17 protein-coding genes are annotated in these 16099 nt (G+C 55.2%); 9 read left to right on the forward strand and 8 right to left on the reverse strand.

Annotated elements, in window-relative coordinates; all coding sequences use genetic code 11:
- The first annotated feature begins 75 nt into the window (after window positions 1-75).
- Together SK3146_RS11525 and def are read left to right on the forward strand one after the other, a co-directional pair.
- A complete protein-coding gene (locus tag SK3146_RS11525) occupies window positions 76-321 on the forward strand; it encodes a helix-turn-helix domain-containing protein (RefSeq protein WP_249865214.1) in 246 nt (81 codons plus the stop codon).
- Between the two features lie 6 nt (window positions 322-327).
- The gene (def, locus tag SK3146_RS11530; protein ID WP_249865215.1) at window positions 328-843 is read left to right on the forward strand and encodes a peptide deformylase; all 516 of its coding nucleotides are present in this window, start codon (window positions 328-330) and stop codon (window positions 841-843) included.
- Window positions 844-1016: 173 nt separating this feature from the next.
- On the opposite strand, the gene SK3146_RS11535 is transcribed toward def, so the two are convergent.
- Window positions 1017-2312, reverse strand: coding sequence for a WD40/YVTN/BNR-like repeat-containing protein (locus SK3146_RS11535; RefSeq protein WP_249865216.1), 1296 nt, complete (start codon window positions 2310-2312; stop codon window positions 1017-1019).
- 334 nt (window positions 2313-2646) lie between these two features.
- On the opposite strand from SK3146_RS11535, the gene SK3146_RS11540 reads away from it, so the two are divergent.
- The 5 genes from SK3146_RS11540 to SK3146_RS11560 all read left to right on the forward strand — a co-directional run bounded on the left by SK3146_RS11540 (window position 2647) and on the right by SK3146_RS11560 (window position 9140).
- Window positions 2647-4020 carry a YheC/YheD family endospore coat-associated protein gene (locus SK3146_RS11540; protein WP_249865217.1) on the forward strand — a complete coding sequence of 458 codons (1374 nt, stop codon included), beginning with the start codon at window positions 2647-2649 and terminating at the stop codon, window positions 4018-4020.
- Between the two features lie 88 nt (window positions 4021-4108).
- Window positions 4109-5296, forward strand: coding sequence for a YheC/YheD family endospore coat-associated protein (locus SK3146_RS11545; protein WP_249865218.1), 1188 nt, complete (start codon window positions 4109-4111; stop codon window positions 5294-5296).
- Between the two features lie 116 nt (window positions 5297-5412).
- Window positions 5413-6780: a YheC/YheD family endospore coat-associated protein gene (locus SK3146_RS11550; RefSeq protein ID WP_249865219.1), complete on the forward strand. Its 1368-nt coding sequence runs from the start codon at window positions 5413-5415 to the stop codon at window positions 6778-6780.
- Between the two features lie 9 nt (window positions 6781-6789).
- Window positions 6790-7980: a YheC/YheD family endospore coat-associated protein gene (locus SK3146_RS11555; protein WP_249866269.1), complete on the forward strand. Its 1191-nt coding sequence runs from the start codon at window positions 6790-6792 to the stop codon at window positions 7978-7980.
- A gap of 14 nt (window positions 7981-7994) precedes the next feature.
- The gene (locus SK3146_RS11560; RefSeq protein ID WP_249865220.1) at window positions 7995-9140 is read left to right on the forward strand and encodes a YheC/YheD family endospore coat-associated protein; all 1146 of its coding nucleotides are present in this window, start codon (window positions 7995-7997) and stop codon (window positions 9138-9140) included.
- Between the two features lie 131 nt (window positions 9141-9271).
- On the opposite strand, the gene SK3146_RS11565 is transcribed toward SK3146_RS11560, so the two are convergent.
- Window positions 9272-9967 carry an HAD family hydrolase gene (locus SK3146_RS11565; protein ID WP_249865221.1) on the reverse strand — a complete coding sequence of 232 codons (696 nt, stop codon included), beginning with the start codon at window positions 9965-9967 and terminating at the stop codon, window positions 9272-9274.
- 358 nt (window positions 9968-10325) lie between these two features.
- Here SK3146_RS11565 and SK3146_RS11570 point away from each other — a divergent pair, with 358 nt between their 5' ends.
- The gene (locus SK3146_RS11570; protein WP_249865222.1) at window positions 10326-10493 is read left to right on the forward strand and encodes a hypothetical protein; all 168 of its coding nucleotides are present in this window, start codon (window positions 10326-10328) and stop codon (window positions 10491-10493) included.
- A gap of 144 nt (window positions 10494-10637) precedes the next feature.
- Window positions 10638-10880, forward strand: coding sequence for a hypothetical protein (locus SK3146_RS11575; RefSeq protein WP_249865223.1), 243 nt, complete (start codon window positions 10638-10640; stop codon window positions 10878-10880).
- Between the two features lie 147 nt (window positions 10881-11027).
- Here the strand turns inward: SK3146_RS11575 and SK3146_RS11580 are convergent, their stop codons facing one another.
- The 6 genes from SK3146_RS11580 to yfkAB all read right to left on the reverse strand — a co-directional run bounded on the left by SK3146_RS11580 (window position 11028) and on the right by yfkAB (window position 16082).
- The gene (locus tag SK3146_RS11580; protein ID WP_249865224.1) at window positions 11028-11597 is read right to left on the reverse strand and encodes a manganese catalase family protein; all 570 of its coding nucleotides are present in this window, start codon (window positions 11595-11597) and stop codon (window positions 11028-11030) included.
- 39 nt (window positions 11598-11636) lie between these two features.
- The gene (locus tag SK3146_RS11585) at window positions 11637-11903 is read right to left on the reverse strand and encodes a spore coat protein CotJB (RefSeq protein ID WP_249865225.1); all 267 of its coding nucleotides are present in this window, start codon (window positions 11901-11903) and stop codon (window positions 11637-11639) included.
- Between the two features lie 24 nt (window positions 11904-11927).
- Entirely contained in the window at window positions 11928-12131 is a 204-nt protein-coding gene (locus tag SK3146_RS11590) for a spore coat associated protein CotJA (protein WP_249865226.1), read from the reverse strand.
- A gap of 373 nt (window positions 12132-12504) precedes the next feature.
- Window positions 12505-13551: a sporulation integral membrane protein YtvI gene (ytvI, locus tag SK3146_RS11595; RefSeq protein ID WP_249865227.1), complete on the reverse strand. Its 1047-nt coding sequence runs from the start codon at window positions 13549-13551 to the stop codon at window positions 12505-12507.
- A 24-nt stretch (window positions 13552-13575) separates the two neighbouring features.
- Window positions 13576-14919: a hemolysin family protein gene (locus SK3146_RS11600; protein ID WP_249865228.1), complete on the reverse strand. Its 1344-nt coding sequence runs from the start codon at window positions 14917-14919 to the stop codon at window positions 13576-13578.
- Between the two features lie 38 nt (window positions 14920-14957).
- A complete protein-coding gene (gene yfkAB, locus SK3146_RS11605; RefSeq protein ID WP_249865229.1) occupies window positions 14958-16082 on the reverse strand; it encodes a radical SAM/CxCxxxxC motif protein YfkAB in 1125 nt (374 codons plus the stop codon).
- Window positions 16083-16099 lie beyond the last annotated feature (17 nt).

Raw genomic sequence — 16099 nt, forward strand, 5'->3', positions numbered from 1 at the left:
ATTACCTAATATATTAAGCTATTAACTAATCTCCCTCATGAACCTATTGTGGAAGATAGAAGGGCAGGTGACATCATGCTTGTCTGGATGCTGCGTCAAGTTATGGCGGCAAGAGGCATATGGACGGGGGCCGCGCTCGCGCGTCTGCTGCAGGAGAAGGCGAATTATACGCTGTCTCCTCCTTCGATCAGCGCGCTGCTCACCGGTCAGCCGAGACAAATGAAGGCGGAGACGCTGGACGCCTTATGCACGGCGCTGGAATGTACGCCGAACGATCTGTGGGTGCATACCCCTACCAAACATGCGGCACAAGGAGGCTAAACGATTATGGCTGTCAAAACGATAGTTCCGTTCGGCGAATCGATTTTACGTAAGAAAGCGAAGCCCGTTACCGAGTTTAACGCAAAGCTGGAGAAGCTGCTGGACGATATGACCGATACGCTGTACGACGCCGGCGGCAGCGGGCTCGCCGCTCCGCAAATCGGCATCTTAAAAAGAGTCGTCGTGATGGATTGCGGCGAAGGTCTGATCGAGCTGATCAATCCCGAAATCATAGACATGGGCGGCGAACAGACCGGTCCGGAGGCCTGTCTGTCCTATCCGAACTACTCCGGCATTGTAAAGCGGGCGCAGCGCGTCTCGATCCGCGCCAAGGACCGCCGCGGCAATCCGTTCGAGCTGGAAGGCAAAGGCTACCTGGCCCGCTGCATCCAGCATGAAATCGATCATTTGAACGGCGTACTGTTTGTCGATCACGTCCGGGATCATGTTCTGTACCATGACTATACGAAAGAGCGGGTTCCCCTGATCGACGTGCTTCGCCTAACGAATGAAGGCCTTTAATGAAGGCTGCTTTTCCCGAAGAATGCCGCTGCCTTCGGGCATTGCCGGGAATAAGGTTCATCGCAAAAAAACACAGTTTCCGTGCGGGCGCCCTTGCAAGCTCCCGACGTAAACTGTGTTTTTCCACATAGAGAGGTTTAAGTTATCCTCTTCAAGCCCTCCGTCCGCCTGCTTTAGGAAGCCGGCTTGCCGAAGGTATGAACGGCGTCCCACTTCTTGCCGCCGTCTTGCGTCCGGTACAGCACGGACGGCTTATCGTAGCCTCTAATGACGATCCAGCCTTGCTTGCCGTCGATAAAGGAAGCCTCCGCCTCAACGCCGGGCAGCTGCTGCTCCCCGTTCGTCCATGTAATTCCTCCGTCCTGCGTCCAACCGACGGTGACGGCGCCCATATCCGAGCAAGGAGGGCATACCCCGGTCAGGAAGGCGGTCTGCGGATTAACGACGATAAGCTGGCCCGGCTTCGTTCCCGGCCCTTTCGGTCCCGCCTGCTCGTTGATTTTGTAGCCCGGCGCGGGACCGCCGCCCGCCGTGGAGTTAGCGACGACCGGCTTCCAGCTCTTGCCCTCGTCCTTGCTGTGAAGCAGCGTATACGAGGTCTGGTTCATCCCGGTCTCGCCGACCAGCAAAACCCAAACGTCGCTGCTTTCCGTAGAACGGATCGTCGCCCCCGTCACTTGACTGACGGTAGCATGCGTCCATACCGGTTTCCACGTTTTGCCCCCGTCCTTCGTCAGCTGGATCTCGTAATTCGAGTCTTTCATCGTGACGGCCCAGCCCTGATCCTTCGTCAGGAAAAACGGTTCTCCTTTGGTGTTCGCCGGTATCGGCAAAGCGGTCCACGTCTTGCCTCCGTCAGCCGTATACTGATTGCCGCTGAAGCCCTCCTGCTCGGAGATGAACCGGATATCGGGACCGATGGGAGCCGCTTCCGCCACCGCGGACCAATGAGCCCCGCCGTCGCCGGTATGCAGCAGGCGGGCCTGGGCTCCGTCTTTACCGGCTTGCCCCGCTTCGCGGTTCGGGGACACATAAGCCCAGCCGACCTGGTTGTTCAAGAACGAGAATGACTGGGCGCTTCCTGCGCCCTGATACTGCGTCTCCCAGGTCTTCCCGCCGTCTTTGGTGTGAAGCACCGCACCCGGTCCTCCCGTCCATCCCTCTGTCGCGCTGACGAACTGCACGGAGCCGACGGCTACTTCGTTTGCTGCGTGCTCCGATGATTGAACTGGCTTGGATGGATCGGCCGGAGCGCCTCCCGAAGCGTCCGACGCTCCGTTTCCGCCGCTTGCAGCCGGCGGAGCGGACGATTCTTCCTGTTGGGCGGCCGGTTCTTGATCGGCCGATACCGCCGGGCTATCGTTTGCCGGCGTGTTGGCGGCTGCAGGCTGATGCTGACAGCCTGCAGCCAACGCCAGTATAAATACGGCGGTGAGAATAAGTAAACGCGAGCTTTTCATAAATGTCATGTTGCACACTCCTCTGCTAGTTTGTTTCTTTCCTTCTTCCTTCAACCTTGCATACGGCCGTTCATGCGGCGGCATTCGGCCGCTCGCCTAAAGCCGCATTAATATACTTGGCGGGTTTGCCCATACGTCTTTATGGGCGAGACGCTTCTCTCCTATTATTGACGAAACAAACAGAAAAATAGTTACAGCCGCAGCCTTTTTTAGCAATAGGAAGACAGAGCCCGCTTTGCCGCCGCATTTGCAGTTTCTTTTCACCAAGGTTAAAACGCCCTCATATGATGAAGTAGTTCACTTGATTAGTCATGCGAGTTGGCGCTGGGAAGGAGTTGCAAGAGTGAAAAGAACGAAGGTCAAAATCGTAGTTCCAAGTGCCGGCAAGAGCAGCAGCTTGGACGGTCGGACCATCATGCTCAGCGATGCATTGCTAAAAAGATGGAAAATCTCGACGCAAACACCGCTTACGCTGCGCTTCGGCTCGGCAAAGCATGAGGTCACGGTCGCATCCACGTCTCAAACCGGCGTCCTTCGGATCAACGACTCCATCGCAGCCGAATGGGGTCTGTCTCACGGCGACTCGTTGTGCCTGCAATACAAAGCGAGCACCCGAACCCTTCACATCGGGCCGTTAATCGGCGTTATGATAAGCCGTGTATATCCCGGAAACGTCGATAGACCGTTCGGCGCGATTACGGCGTTTTGCCGGGAATTGACCGATGCATGCAAGCTGTACGGCGCCTCTGTGTATTTCGTCACTCCGGATGATCTTAACGGTCAGAGCGATACGGTCAGAGGCTGGCACTATGCCGGCAAATGGGAGAAGCAGCCTTTTCCGGTTCCCCATGTCATTTACAATCGTCTGACCTCCCGAAAGCTGGAAAACCGCGCAAACGTCCAGCAGTTCATTCGTCATGCGAAAACGCAGTACCAGTCCGTGCTGTTTAACGAAAAATATTTGAACAAGACCGAGGTCTTCGATGCGTTAAACAAAGAAAACGGTCTCCATACGTATTTGCCGGAGTCCCATCTGCTGCAAAATTTTCAAATGTTAAAAACGATGTGCGCCAAATACCCGGTCGTGTTTCTCAAACCGATTACGGGCAGTCTCGGAAAAGGCATTATCCGCATCACCCGGCAAGCGGATCAAACCTATGTCTGTCACTTCACCAATCTAAGCAGCACCCGCAAGCAGTCGTTCGCCAAGCTGAGCCAATTGTTTGCCGCTATATCGAGGAAGATCAAGCAGCGGCGCTATCAGATTCAGCAGGGGCTCAGTCTGATCGCGGTCGGCGGGCGACCGGTCGATTTCCGCGCCCTAGTACAGCGCAACGAGGCCGGTCAATGGGGAATTACGTCCATTGTGGCGAGGATCGCCGGAAATCATCATTTTGTTTCCAACCTGGCGCGCGGCGGGAGTCTCTCCTCCGTGAAGGAGGCGCTTGCCAGATCGAGCTCGACGGCCGCCTCGGGCGGCGCAATTAAGCTGAGGAGAGCGGCGCTGGCGATAGCCAAGGGCGTCGAAGCGCAAATTCCTGCTCATTTCGCCGAGCTCGGCATCGATTTGGCTCTGGATACGCAAGGGCGCGTATGGCTGCTCGAAGTCAATTCCAAGCCGTCCAAGGATGACAACACCCCTTTGTCGACCGATCGGAAAATTCGTCCGTCCGTACGACGGATCGTACAGTATTCGCGCTTTGCCGCGAAATTTTGACTGATGTTGAGGTGATCTCATGATGATACCGTCGTCTTCCAGCGCACTGGGCATCATGACCACGCAAACCGAAGGGGAACCCCCTTTCATGAACCGCGATTTTTATCGAAAAATTTGTCTGATCGGCCAACAAGCCGGCCTGAACGTCTTCGTGTTTACGCCTCAAGGCGTGAGCGAAACCGACAACGTCGTCAAGGGATACGGCTTCGATGCCGAAGCGCGCCGGTGGATCGGCCGGAATTATGCGAGGCCCGACCTCGTATACGACCGCTGCTTCTTCACTTCGCGCAGGCAGGCCGCGGAATATCGCGAGGCTGTCCGCCGGCTGCGCAAGCCTCCGGCTGCCCTTTTTCTGGGTTATGGCCTACGGGGCAAATGGGACGTCCAGCATATGCTTGAGCGGGACGGCCGGTTCGTCTCCCATCTGCCGCAGACGGAGCCGATGCGCAGCGTGCGTTCGGCCGCCGAATGGCTGAAGCGGCACGGCGAGCTCGTGCTGAAGCCGCAGGCCGGCTCGCAAGGCCGCGGCGTGCTGCACGTGCGGCGCGGCGCGGCGGCCGCGCGGCCGGGCGTCGGCCCCGTCGCGCCCGAAGGAACGGCAAACGCCGAGCCGGCGTTTGCCGTACGCGGGCGCGACGCGCGCAACCGCCCGGTCGCGTGCAGCTTCGACAGCGCCGCGGCGCTGCTGCGCTGGCTGCGCCGGTTCACGGCGCAGCGGGACTATCTGCTGCAGCGTTACTTGCCGCTGCATAACCAAAACGGCGAGGCGTACGACGTGCGCTCGCTCGTGCAAAAGGACGGCACCGGCCGCTGGCAGGTGACCGGCATAGCCGTGCGCAAAGGTCAAGGCGGCAGCTTGACCTCGAATCTTCACGGCGGCGGCAGCGCGGAGCCGGCGCTGCCGTTCCTTACCGCCCAGTTCGGCGCCGAGACGGCCGCCCGGATCGCCGCCGAGCTAGAGCGCCTTTCGCGGCTGCTCCCCGCAGCGCTTGAGCAAAGCCACGGAAGGCTCGCCGAGCTGGGCATCGACTTTGGAGTCGATACCGGCGGCCATATATGGATCTTGGAGGTTAATTCCAAGCCGGGCCGTTCCATCTTTACTTATTTACACGATGACCGGGCGCGGTTTAACGCTCTGGCCAATCCGATAAAATACGCTCGCTACCTGCTTCGGAACACTCGGGCAGGAACGCCGAATCTCAGCTTAAGACCCGCTCCCGCGGCGGCCAAATCCCATCATGGCCCGCCGGACCATGAAGCATTGCTTATGAAGTAAGCTTCACCTTAGGAAAGCTCTTAAACCGCTCGCTTACGAAGACAGCTTTCCTGCGGAAAGCTCGGCAGTTGCTTACGAAGAAAGCTTTCCTGCGGAAAGCTCTTAGGAGGATACCCATGAGTTTGACAACTTGCACGATTCATGTGACACAGAGACAGGAAAGAGTCATCTACTTGACAAGTGAATTGGCGAGAACCCTCAAGCTGGCAAAAGCAAAATCCGTGTCCCTGCAAATGGGCAGCAAAACCGCCTCCACAGGCTTCAAGCTGCTGAAAAAAACGGGCAACCATCTGTACGTTCCGCTGTCCGTCATGTCCCAGCTGCGCATTCCGCATTTGGGCTCATGCACCATCATGTGCACGAACGGCAAGGACATTAGGCTGGGTCCGTTGATCGGCATTTTGACCAGCGTCTCATCAAGCGGCTCCGCCCCATTCGGCTCGCGTACCGAGTTCATTCGCCAATTTATGAAGGTCGGAACCGGCAAATCGTTTTATTTCGGCTTCTCGCCCCGCGACGTTAATTGGGCGCAGTCTACGGTGACCGGCACCTTTCCGCGCAAGGAAGGCGGCTGGTTCCGCAAGACGGTTCCTCTGCCCGATGTCGTCTATAACCGTTTGCCAAGCCGCAAGGCCGAGAAGCTGCCTTCCATGAACGCATTCAAACAGCGTTTCATTAAACGCGGCATTCCGCTGTTCAACTGGGCCTTTTTCGATAAATGGGATATTTACAATTTGCTCGAAGGCACCGACGCTTTCAAGCACGTGCCCGAATCGCATATCAATCCGTCCTCGGCCCAAATCAAGGAAATGCTCGAAAGGCATAAATTCATTTATTTGAAGCCGACCGGCGGCAGTCTCGGCATCGGGATTTACCGGCTCACCTACAACCCTAAGCGCGGTTATTACGCCCGCTTTCGCCGGGCCGGCAAAAACGTGCTGCTGCGCTTCAGCAAATTCGAGTCGCTTATGGCGCTCTTGAACCGCAGCAACGGCCGATTGAATCATTACGTTGCGCAGCAGGGAATCCGGTTGATCGAAATCGACAATTGCCCGATTGACTTCCGCTTTCATCTTACCAAAAACATCAACAATCAATGGGTCGTGGCAGGAATCGGCGCCAAGAAGGCCGGCAAGGGCAGCGTAACTACCCATGTGCGCACCGGCGGACAGCTGATGACCCCGGACCAGGTGCTGCGGCAAATATTCGGGGCCCGCGCCGACCAAGTGCTGGCGAGCGCCAAAGATACGGCGATTAAGCTCGCGGAATCCATCGAAAACAACGGCAAGCATACGCTGGGCGAGCTCGGCTTCGATATCGGTATCGATCAGAACGAAAAAATATGGATGTTCGAAGCGAACTCCAAGCCGGGCCGGTCCATCTTCAAGCATCCTGCCCTAAAAGGAGAAGGTAAGGCAGCGCTGCAGTATATTTACGACTACTGTCTGTACCTTAGCCGATTTCGCGCAAGGAGGGACACCTGAGTGGATGACATGGAGCTTCATGAAACTCCCAAAAAGCCAACGATGGCCATACTCACTTATTCCGACGACAAAAGGGTTTTTCGAGGGAATCAGGAAAATTTTATCGATTTGATCCGTACCGGCGAGGAAAAGGGCGTTCTCGTCTACGTGATGACAACGTCGGATTTCAAGCTGACGGGCGACAAGGCGGTAGGTTACTCTTACAACTTCACTTCGAAAAAATGGAAGAAGGGGCTGCTCCCCATGCCCCATGTCATCTATAACCGGATTCCTTACCGCAAATTCGAGCTGCTTCCCGAGGTGCAGCAGGTGATGCAAACATGCATGAAGCACGGACAAATCCGTTTTTTCAACCCCGCCTTCTTTAATAAATGGACGCTGTTCGAGTGGCTTAACAAATCCAAGGACACACAATCGCTCATCCCCACTACGCAGAAGCTGACGAACAGCGAGGACCTGGAGCATATGCTGCAAAAGCACAGCAATCTGTACCTGAAACCGATTCGCGGCAAGGCGGGCAAAGGGATCATGAAAGTAAGCCGGCTGCCCGAGAAAATAGCCAAAACGCGCAAATACCAGCTGAGTGTGCAAAACAAAACGAGAAGCCATATATCCCGGTACGCCTCGGTTCCGCAGCTGTGGACGCAAATTCGCGAGATGATCGGCACGAAGGATTATATTATGCAGCAGGGCATTACGCTCGCCAGCTACAAGCAGCGTCCGTTCGACCTGCGAGTGCTCGTGCAAAAAAACGGCAAAGGCATTTGGAGCATTGCGGGAGTCGGAGCAAGACTCGCCGGCAAGCTGAGCATTACGACGCATGTGCCGAGAGGCGGGTCCATCGACGACCCCGCCAAGCTGCTGGAAGCGGGCTTCGGCCCCGCGGGCAGCAAGCGGATTTTGCGGCGCGCCAAACAATCGGCGCTGATGATCGCCAAGCAAATCGAGAAGGCGAGCGAAACGATGCTGGGTGAAATGTCGATGGATTTGGGCGTAGATTCGAACGGGCAAATCTGGTTTTTTGAAGCGAACTCGAAACCTATGAAATTCGACGAACCCCCTATTCGCCGTAAATCGCTGGATAATCTGATCCTGTACAGCGCCTATTTGTCCCAGATGAAGAAAAATCCAGGCAGGTCTATAGCACGAGCGGGAAAAAAGAGAAAACCATCAAAAACTCCAAGCCAAAAAGCAAGGTGAGCAGGTGATGAACAGTGGCCCATTCTTACCAATTAGGCATCCTGGCCATGTATTTGTCGGAACGGCGGCTTGAGGAGCTCGCTTTTTTCCGCAAGCTCAGCGTGTACGGCCATAAGCTGGGGATCGAGGTGCTCGTGTTCACCCCGGATGATATCGAGGGCTCCACTCTCAAGATCAATGCTCTCGTCTACAGGCCGTCCAACGGCAGATGGCAGCGCAAGCGGACCGCGCTTCCGGGCTTGGTGTACGATCGCTGCAGGTATCACGGGGCGGACAATTACCGCAAGATTTCCCGGTTTCGCTCGCTGTACTCCAAGCATATCCGGTATTTAAGCAAGCCGCTGACCAACAAATGGGGGATGCATCAAATCTTGTCGGAAAATTCGGAAATTGCGGAGCATTTGCCTGCAACGGTCCGCTACAACGGCAACAAGCATCTGATCCGCTTTCTCAAAAAGCATAAGCGTATATATTTGAAACCCAGCAGCGGCACGGGAGGACGCGGGATCGTCCGCATGCAGCAGCTTGGCAGCTCCAGCTTCCTTATCCAAGGACGCGACCAGAACAGGCACATTATTCCGGAGCAGACCGTAAGCGAGCTCCAGATCGAAACAAAGCTCAGTACCTGGAAACTGAACAACCGATATATCGTTCAACAGGGCATCCCGCTGACGCTGAAGAACGGCCGGGTGCACGACTTCCGCATGCTGGTGCAGAAGGACGGCAACGGCGAGTGGCAGGTGACAGGCTGCGCCGGCAGAATCGGCCCCAAGCGTTCCGTCACCTCGAATCTTCATGGCGGGGGAACGGCCGTTCCGATGATTTCGCTGCTCCGAAGCCGGTTTCAGGATGAAGCCGTAATCGAGGGAATCAAGGAAGACGCCTACCGGCTCGGCATGAAGGTAGCCCGGTTCGCAGAGGAAAAATTCGGTCCGCAGTGTGAAATGGGAATCGATCTGGCTATCGATCCCAAAGGCAAGGTCTGGCTGCTGGAAGTGAACCCCAAGCCGTCGCGCGAAGTGTTCTACCGCATCGGAGAGCGGGAAGCTTACCGCAAGGCCATTTCCAATCCTCTCGAATACGCCATCTGGCTGCTGAAAAAAAGATCGAGAGAGCATACCTCAAGACTGGATGCGCGGAAAAATAATCTGCCGGAATGACAACAGCTCCCTTCTACGATCCATATTTTCCAATGTGTTAAGAAAAAAAGAGGGAAGCGGCTCCCCGCTTCCCCTTACATATAAACGGCGAACGCGGACCGGCGTTGATCCCCGGTCCGCGTTCGCGCGTCTTATTCGTTTGCTTTGTCCGCTTCCTTCGGCAGCAGCTCCAAGAGCTCGCTGAACCGGCCGATCCTTACATCGGCGCCGTCCAGCTCGCCTTCCTTGCGGAATCCGGCGTAATCGCAGCCGATTACGGCCAGACCGTTCTCGCGCCCCGCCTCTACGTCCGAGGAGCGGTCGCCGACCATCCAAGCCGATTGAACGCCGTAGGTTTCGAGCAGCATCCTCACAAGGTCCACCTTCGAGCGCGTCCGGAATTCGCCTGCGCTGTACAGTCCTTCGAACAACGGGCTTAAGCCTTTATGTTCGATAACTCCCTTGACGTAAGGCTCCAGGCCATTGCTCGCTACAAACAGACGGATGCCCCGGTCGCGCAAAGCTTTCAGCGTCGCTTCCACCTCGTCATACATCCGGCCTTCGCCGCGTTCCAGTCCTTGGACTTGATGATCGAGCAGCAGTACGTCGGCGCGGCGGTGCACCTGCTCGTCCACACCCGGCATTACCCTCTGCCAAATATGTTCAAGCAGCATTCCGAGGCCGCCCAGAATCTCGCTCTCCGGGGGAGTCTCCCCTGTGTATGAGCCCTCGGCTCTAAGCTGATCGAACGTAGCGTGGTAAGCCGGCAGCAGCAGCGTTTCCGTCTGAAACAGCGTACCGTCCAAGTCAAACAGCATGGCTTCCGGTTTTTGCAAAGTTGGATGCATGAATGTCCCCTCCGAATCTTCTCTATTCTTCATCTATACAAGCATGATTTCAGCATGATGTCAAATCGATGAAAGCCAAGAATTGCGGATCATCCGGTATCCGGCTTTCACAAGGGCAAGCCTCCCTCCGTTTTTCGCCGCCATAGCGGGATTCATAGTGGGAATACTCGGCTTTTGTCCGCTGCGGCCCGTCCCATCTAATAAAGCTTGGAATACCCGTTGATCATTCGTTTTTCGATATGGATGAAACGGTCAAGAAGCCATACATATGTATGGAATTTGCTTTTCATTTCAACAAAATCCCATCAGATTGCGAGTGATGCAAATGGTGAAATTTTGTGCAAAGTGTAATGAAAAGATGAGTGAAGGAGACATTCTATGTAAGTACTGCGGCACTTTCCTAACTTCGGGCGAACCGTCCGCCGCAGCTGTCCAAGAAGCTCCGCAATCCAAGACAGGCCGCATCGTTCTCATTATCGTTATTATTCTTGTCATCGCCGGCCTCTTGGTTTACTTCCTGCGGTAGTGTTTCAAGAAGAGGAGCGGCTCCCGCAGGCGGGCCGCTCTTTTTCTTTGAAGCGTTCAGCCCAATTATGAATGGGCAAGTATCCCGGCTCCTTTTTTGCGCATACATTGAAAGTATCAGCATACAGAAAAGGAGCAATCGCAAATGGCTTATTATCCTTATGTTACCCTGCCGGTTCCGCAGGTGGTTCCGGTCCCTTATTCCATTTACACTCCATGGATTTATCCTTACGGAGGCTGGCAGGGCGGTTGGTACGGCGGTCCCGGCTGGCAGGGCGGCCACGGTTGGTATGGAGGCTGGCACGGCGGCTGGCATGGCGGTCACGGCGGTTGGCACGGAGGTCACGGACACGGTGGCTGGCACGGACACCGCTCCAAATCCAAATAATCCGCCCTTGTCCGACGCCAAGAAGCATTCCATTCTCGCTTGGCCCCAAGCGTTAACGGAATGCTTCTTTTTCTCGCTCTATAAACGTGGGCAATTGGCAAAACCATAGCGCTGAAATCCTCCACGCAATGAATGAACCGTATAATGTTAAAAAAACTTTTTCGCGCATTGCTCCGATTTGAGGATTTCCACCGCCTCGCGAAACCTTAGCGAATGGACGATTTCCCGTTCGCGCAAAAACTTCAGACTGTCCTGCAAATCGCAGTCGTCGGTCATATCGATGAGCCACTGATAAGTAGCGCGCGCCTTCTCCTCCGCCGCAATATCCTCGTACAAGTCCGCGATCGGGTCGCCCTTCGCCTGTATGTAGGCCGCCGTCCAAGGGACGCCCGACGCGTTCTCGTAAAACAAGGCTTTATCGTGGCTTACGTAATGGGGATCTAGTCCCGCCGCTTGGATCTGCTCCGTGGACAAATCCTTAGTCAGCTTGTAAACCATTGTGGCGATCATTTCCAGGTGGGCAAATTCCTCAGTGGAAATATCTGTAAGTAGCCCAATCACTTTATCCGGGATCGTATACCGCTGATTCATATAACGAAGCGCTGCGGCCAGCTCGCCGTCCGCTCCCCCGTACTGTTCCAACAACAGCTTAGCCATACGAGGATCGCATTTGCCGACCCTGACCGGGTATTGCAACTTCTTCTCATAAACCCACATGCCGCTGCTCCTCTCCCTTCGGTGATGAACGTTCGCTGATCAAACCTGCCACGGCCAAGGCGTGTCGTTCCACTGCCACGGATACCGGGAATAGCTTCGCCCGAAGCTTTGCAGAGGGCCGAATTCCATTTCAAATTGCTGGGCAAGCCGCATTCGTTCGCTGGCGCAGTGATTGTACTGATTGAGCGCATTTCCGTCCAGAGGATGCGTATCCAGATACAGCGTTAATTCCACCAGCACGAAATCGATGGCCTGCAGCTCCTGCAGCAGCACATAATAGCGCTCCGGCACTTGTCTCTCCTCCATACAGACTCTCCTCCTTTCGCAGGACTAGCAGCGCGGCTGATACGGGCTATACAGCGCAGGCCACAGCGTTCCCCGTCTTAAAGCCTCCTGGGGCGGCCATTGCGGCCAATTCGGCGGCTGGAACGTAATGTACAATTGAGGCGGGGTCGAAAATACCTTTTTAACAATCGGCGGACAAGGATCAAACGGGCTAATGTACGGACACCATACCTTTTCCTGAGTAAACACAGCGATGCCTCCTTTAAGGGAAACGCGTCCTGTCGACGGTTTTTCCAAGATGCGGTAGTCTGCGCGTGCCGACAATGAATGTCTTGCTCCGAACCTCCACCCCCCGTTCCCGACGCTGCGACTACGGCTACCAATATTTATACATTGCAGCCCTGTCCATTATGAGTATAAAATGGGAACAAATTCTTGGATCGCCTTAAACGGCGAGAAAAATAAGTTGTTCTTCAGCAGAATAGAAAGCGTTTACATTTTGGCAAAAGGAAAAGAACCGCGTCGATTGCCGAACCTCCAACGAATCGGGAAGCATCCGGCCGTTGGGGCCGCTTCATCCGCGGTTTCTCCCCTTCCATCAAACGCAGTTATTCCATCAAGCTTAATCCAGCTTAATATTGATCTGCAGCAGCCCTACCCGGCGCAGCGCCTGGTACACGATAATTAATACCGGGCCGAATATCAAGCCGATCACTCCGATCAGCTTGAACCCGACATACATGCTCATCAGCGCGGCCAAAGCGTTGATGCCAACGGCGTCCCCGATAATTTTCGGTTCGATCAGCTTGCGGAAGATCATAATGAACACCAGCAGAATGAGCAGTCCGACCGCCAGGTGCATATTGCCGGTCAGCAGGCTGTATAATGCCCAAGGCACGAGCACCGCGCTGGTCCCGAGTATCGGGAGAATATCGACGATAACGATCAAGAGGGCGACAGCCAGCGGGTAATCGACCCGCAGGAAGAGCAGCCCGATCAGCGTCACGATGTAGGTCAGCAGACTGATAAGCACTTGCGCGAAAATAAATCCGAGCACCGCGCGGCGCAAATCTTTTAATACGGCGGTCACCTTGCTCTGGGACTTGGTTTCGAACAAATTAAGCAGCGAGCGGTAAAGCCTCGGGAGGCTGATCGAGATAAGATAAAGTCCGATGATGAAAACGACGAAGAAAATGAACAGATTCGGGATCGTTTTGGCGGCATTCAGGAAATAGGAGGACATCGCCGTCAATATCCCTTTCAGGTTATCGGCAATCGTATTGATCCCCGACTCGATCCAGTCCTGCAATTGCTCCGCGATTCCTTCCGGCAGGGAGTTGTAGAACAGGCGCGTCTTTTCCGTCGTATTATCGAAAAATAGTTTCGCATCGTTCAAATAGTCCGGAGCCCCTTTCCAAAATTGGATCAGCTCCGACACCATTTTAAACCCGACCAAGGAGAAAAAACCAAGCAGCGCTCCCGTAAACAATGTGCATACGATAACGGCCGCGACTGCCCTGTCCATCTTGCTCAGCTTGATGAGCCATTGAACGACCGGCTCAAGAAAGATCGCAACCAGCATCGCCAGCAAAAACGGAAATCCGATCGTGAACAAACCATATAACAATACGACGCCGATAGCGCAAAACAATATGGTTCTGAGCGACATATTCGGGCGGTTCCCCTCCTACCCTTATAGTTCTTCCTGCGTTCCCTCCGGCTCCTTAGACTGCGGCAGTCGGGTGATCGCCACCCTCACAATGCGCAGCCGGCGCACCTCGGCAATTTCGAACTCGAAATTGCCGTGCCTCAGCTTCTTGCCTTTCGTCACCGCCCCTTCCAGCTCGGTAAACAGCCAGCCGCCGATCGAATCGACCTCGTCGTCTTCAATGCCGAGCGATAGCAGATCGTCCAGATCCTCCAGCAGCACCCGGCCGTCGACCGAATACGTATCGCCTTTTTTCTCAATGCTCGGCCGCTCGTTCTCATCGAATTCGTCGTGGATCTCGCCGACGATTTCCTCCAGAATGTCTTCGGTCGTCAGCAGGCCGGCCGTGCCGCCGTATTCGTCGACGACGATGACAAGCTGGGAATGCTTCCGCTGCATCAGCTTCAGCACATGGCTGATCTCCATCGACTCAGGAACCATCAGCACCGGGCGGATGAACGATTTGAGGTTATGGTCCTCGTCGGGATCGGCCGTCAACAAATCGGTAATATGGACGAACCCGATAATATTATCCTTATCATGCTTGGCAACCGGATAACGAGTATGCTTCGTACGGTACACGGTCTTCAAATTTTCCGCGAAGGACTGATCGGCGAACAAACAGTCCATATCCGTCCGCGGCAGCATAATTTCCCGGGCCACCCTATCGGAAAATTCAAAGATGTTGTCGAAGAGCGCCATCTCATCCTTATCGATATGACCGCTCTTCGCGCTCTGGTTCATTAAGATGCGGATCTCCTCTTCGGTATGTACGGCGTCATGCTCGTTGGCCGGCTGGACGCCGACAAGACGCAGCATCCGGTTCGCGGCGCCGTTCAGCAGCCATATGGCCGGGAAGAACACTTTATAGAAGACGAGCAGCGGACCGGACAGCCAGAGCGAAGTGCCTTCGGATTTCTGAATAGCCAGCGACTTGGGCGCCAGCTCCCCCAACACGATATGCAAAAACGTGATCGTCGCAAAGCCGATGAACACGGACAAGGCAGAGCTGAACCAGGCGTTGTTCCAATGCAAAAGCTCGAACAGCGGATCGACGATCAAGTGGGAGATGGCCGGCTCCCCGACCCATCCTAAGCCCAGCGACGCCAACGTAATGCCGAGCTGGGTCGCGGATAAATAAACATCCAGCTTGCCCGTTACCGCCAGCGCGTACTTGGCTCTCCCAACGCCCTCGTTTTGCAGCTGCTGAAGGCGCGTCGTTCTCACCTTAACCAGGGCAAATTCGGCGGCGACGAAAAAACCGTTCAGCAGCACGAGCACAATGACAAGCAAAATATTAAATGCGATTAAACCCCAATCAAAGCCCAATGGAATTCATTCTCCTTTGCGGTGGTTATCGGCCGGCGTTAAATCACTGCTTTTCGTCTCGTAAAATCGACTTCCTTATAATAAGTATCCACAACAAGCAAGTTCGGCCCGCAGCAGCTTGCCGCAGCGCAGTGGCAGTTGACCGACCGGTTCAGCGGATGATTCTCCCAACGGTCGAAAACCTGCTGCAGCGTATCGGCATGAACGTTGCCGAGCGCGGGAACGTCGGAGAAGTCGGTCACGTAGACGTCGCCTGTGAACAGGTTCACATTCAGCCGGTTGCGTCCGTCCGGATCGTTGCGCACCGTCACATTAGGCTCCTTGCGCAAACGGCTAATGATCCGGTGATCTTCCTCCGACTGGCTGCAGGCGTAATACGGAAGCGTGCCGAAGAGCATCCATACGTCAGGGTCGCGATGATCGAGCAGATTGTGAATCGCCGCCCGGAAGTGATCCAGCGACAACACCGGCAAGTTCGACGCGAACGAACTCGGATACATCGGATGCACCTCATGGCGGCGGCAGCCCATCTCGACGATCAGCTTATGAATTTGCGGCAGCTTCTCATGCGTCCGGTAGTTGATCATCGACTCCGCCGAAACGAACATTCCGCCGCGGCTCAGCGCGATCGTGTTCTCGACCATCCGTTCGTACAGCTTGGCCGCCGTTTCCCTGGCGACGTTCCGTCCCGAACGAACAAAGCCCACCTGATGAAAGTCGTCGGCATTCAAGTAATTGAAGGAAATATGCATGACATCCAGATAAGGAGCCAGCAGTTCGTAACGCGACAGGCTCAGCGTCAGGTTGGAGTTGATCTGCGAACGGACGCCGCGCTCCCGAGCGTATTTCAATACCGGGACGATGTAGTCCCGCACCGTAGCTTCATGGTAGCTGGGCTCTCCGCCGGTGATGCTGATCGTCTCCAGATGCTCCACCTGGTCAAGCCGTCTTAATATTTGATCGACGGGAATTCTCGGTCCCTCGGTCATCGTCAGCGTCTCACCCACCGCACAGTGCTCACACCTCATGTTGCACAAATTCGTCACTGTCAATTCCACGCTGGTCAGCTTATGCTTGCCGTGTCTTTGAAGGGAACGAATCGGATCCCACGGATCGTATTCGGGCGTTATTGCGGGCACTACGGGATTCAGCTTATGTATCATGTTGAAATTCACACCTG

This window comes from Paenibacillus konkukensis, assembly GCF_023523925.1.
GTDB lineage: Bacteria > Bacillota > Bacilli > Paenibacillales > NBRC-103111 > Paenibacillus_S > Paenibacillus_S doosanensis.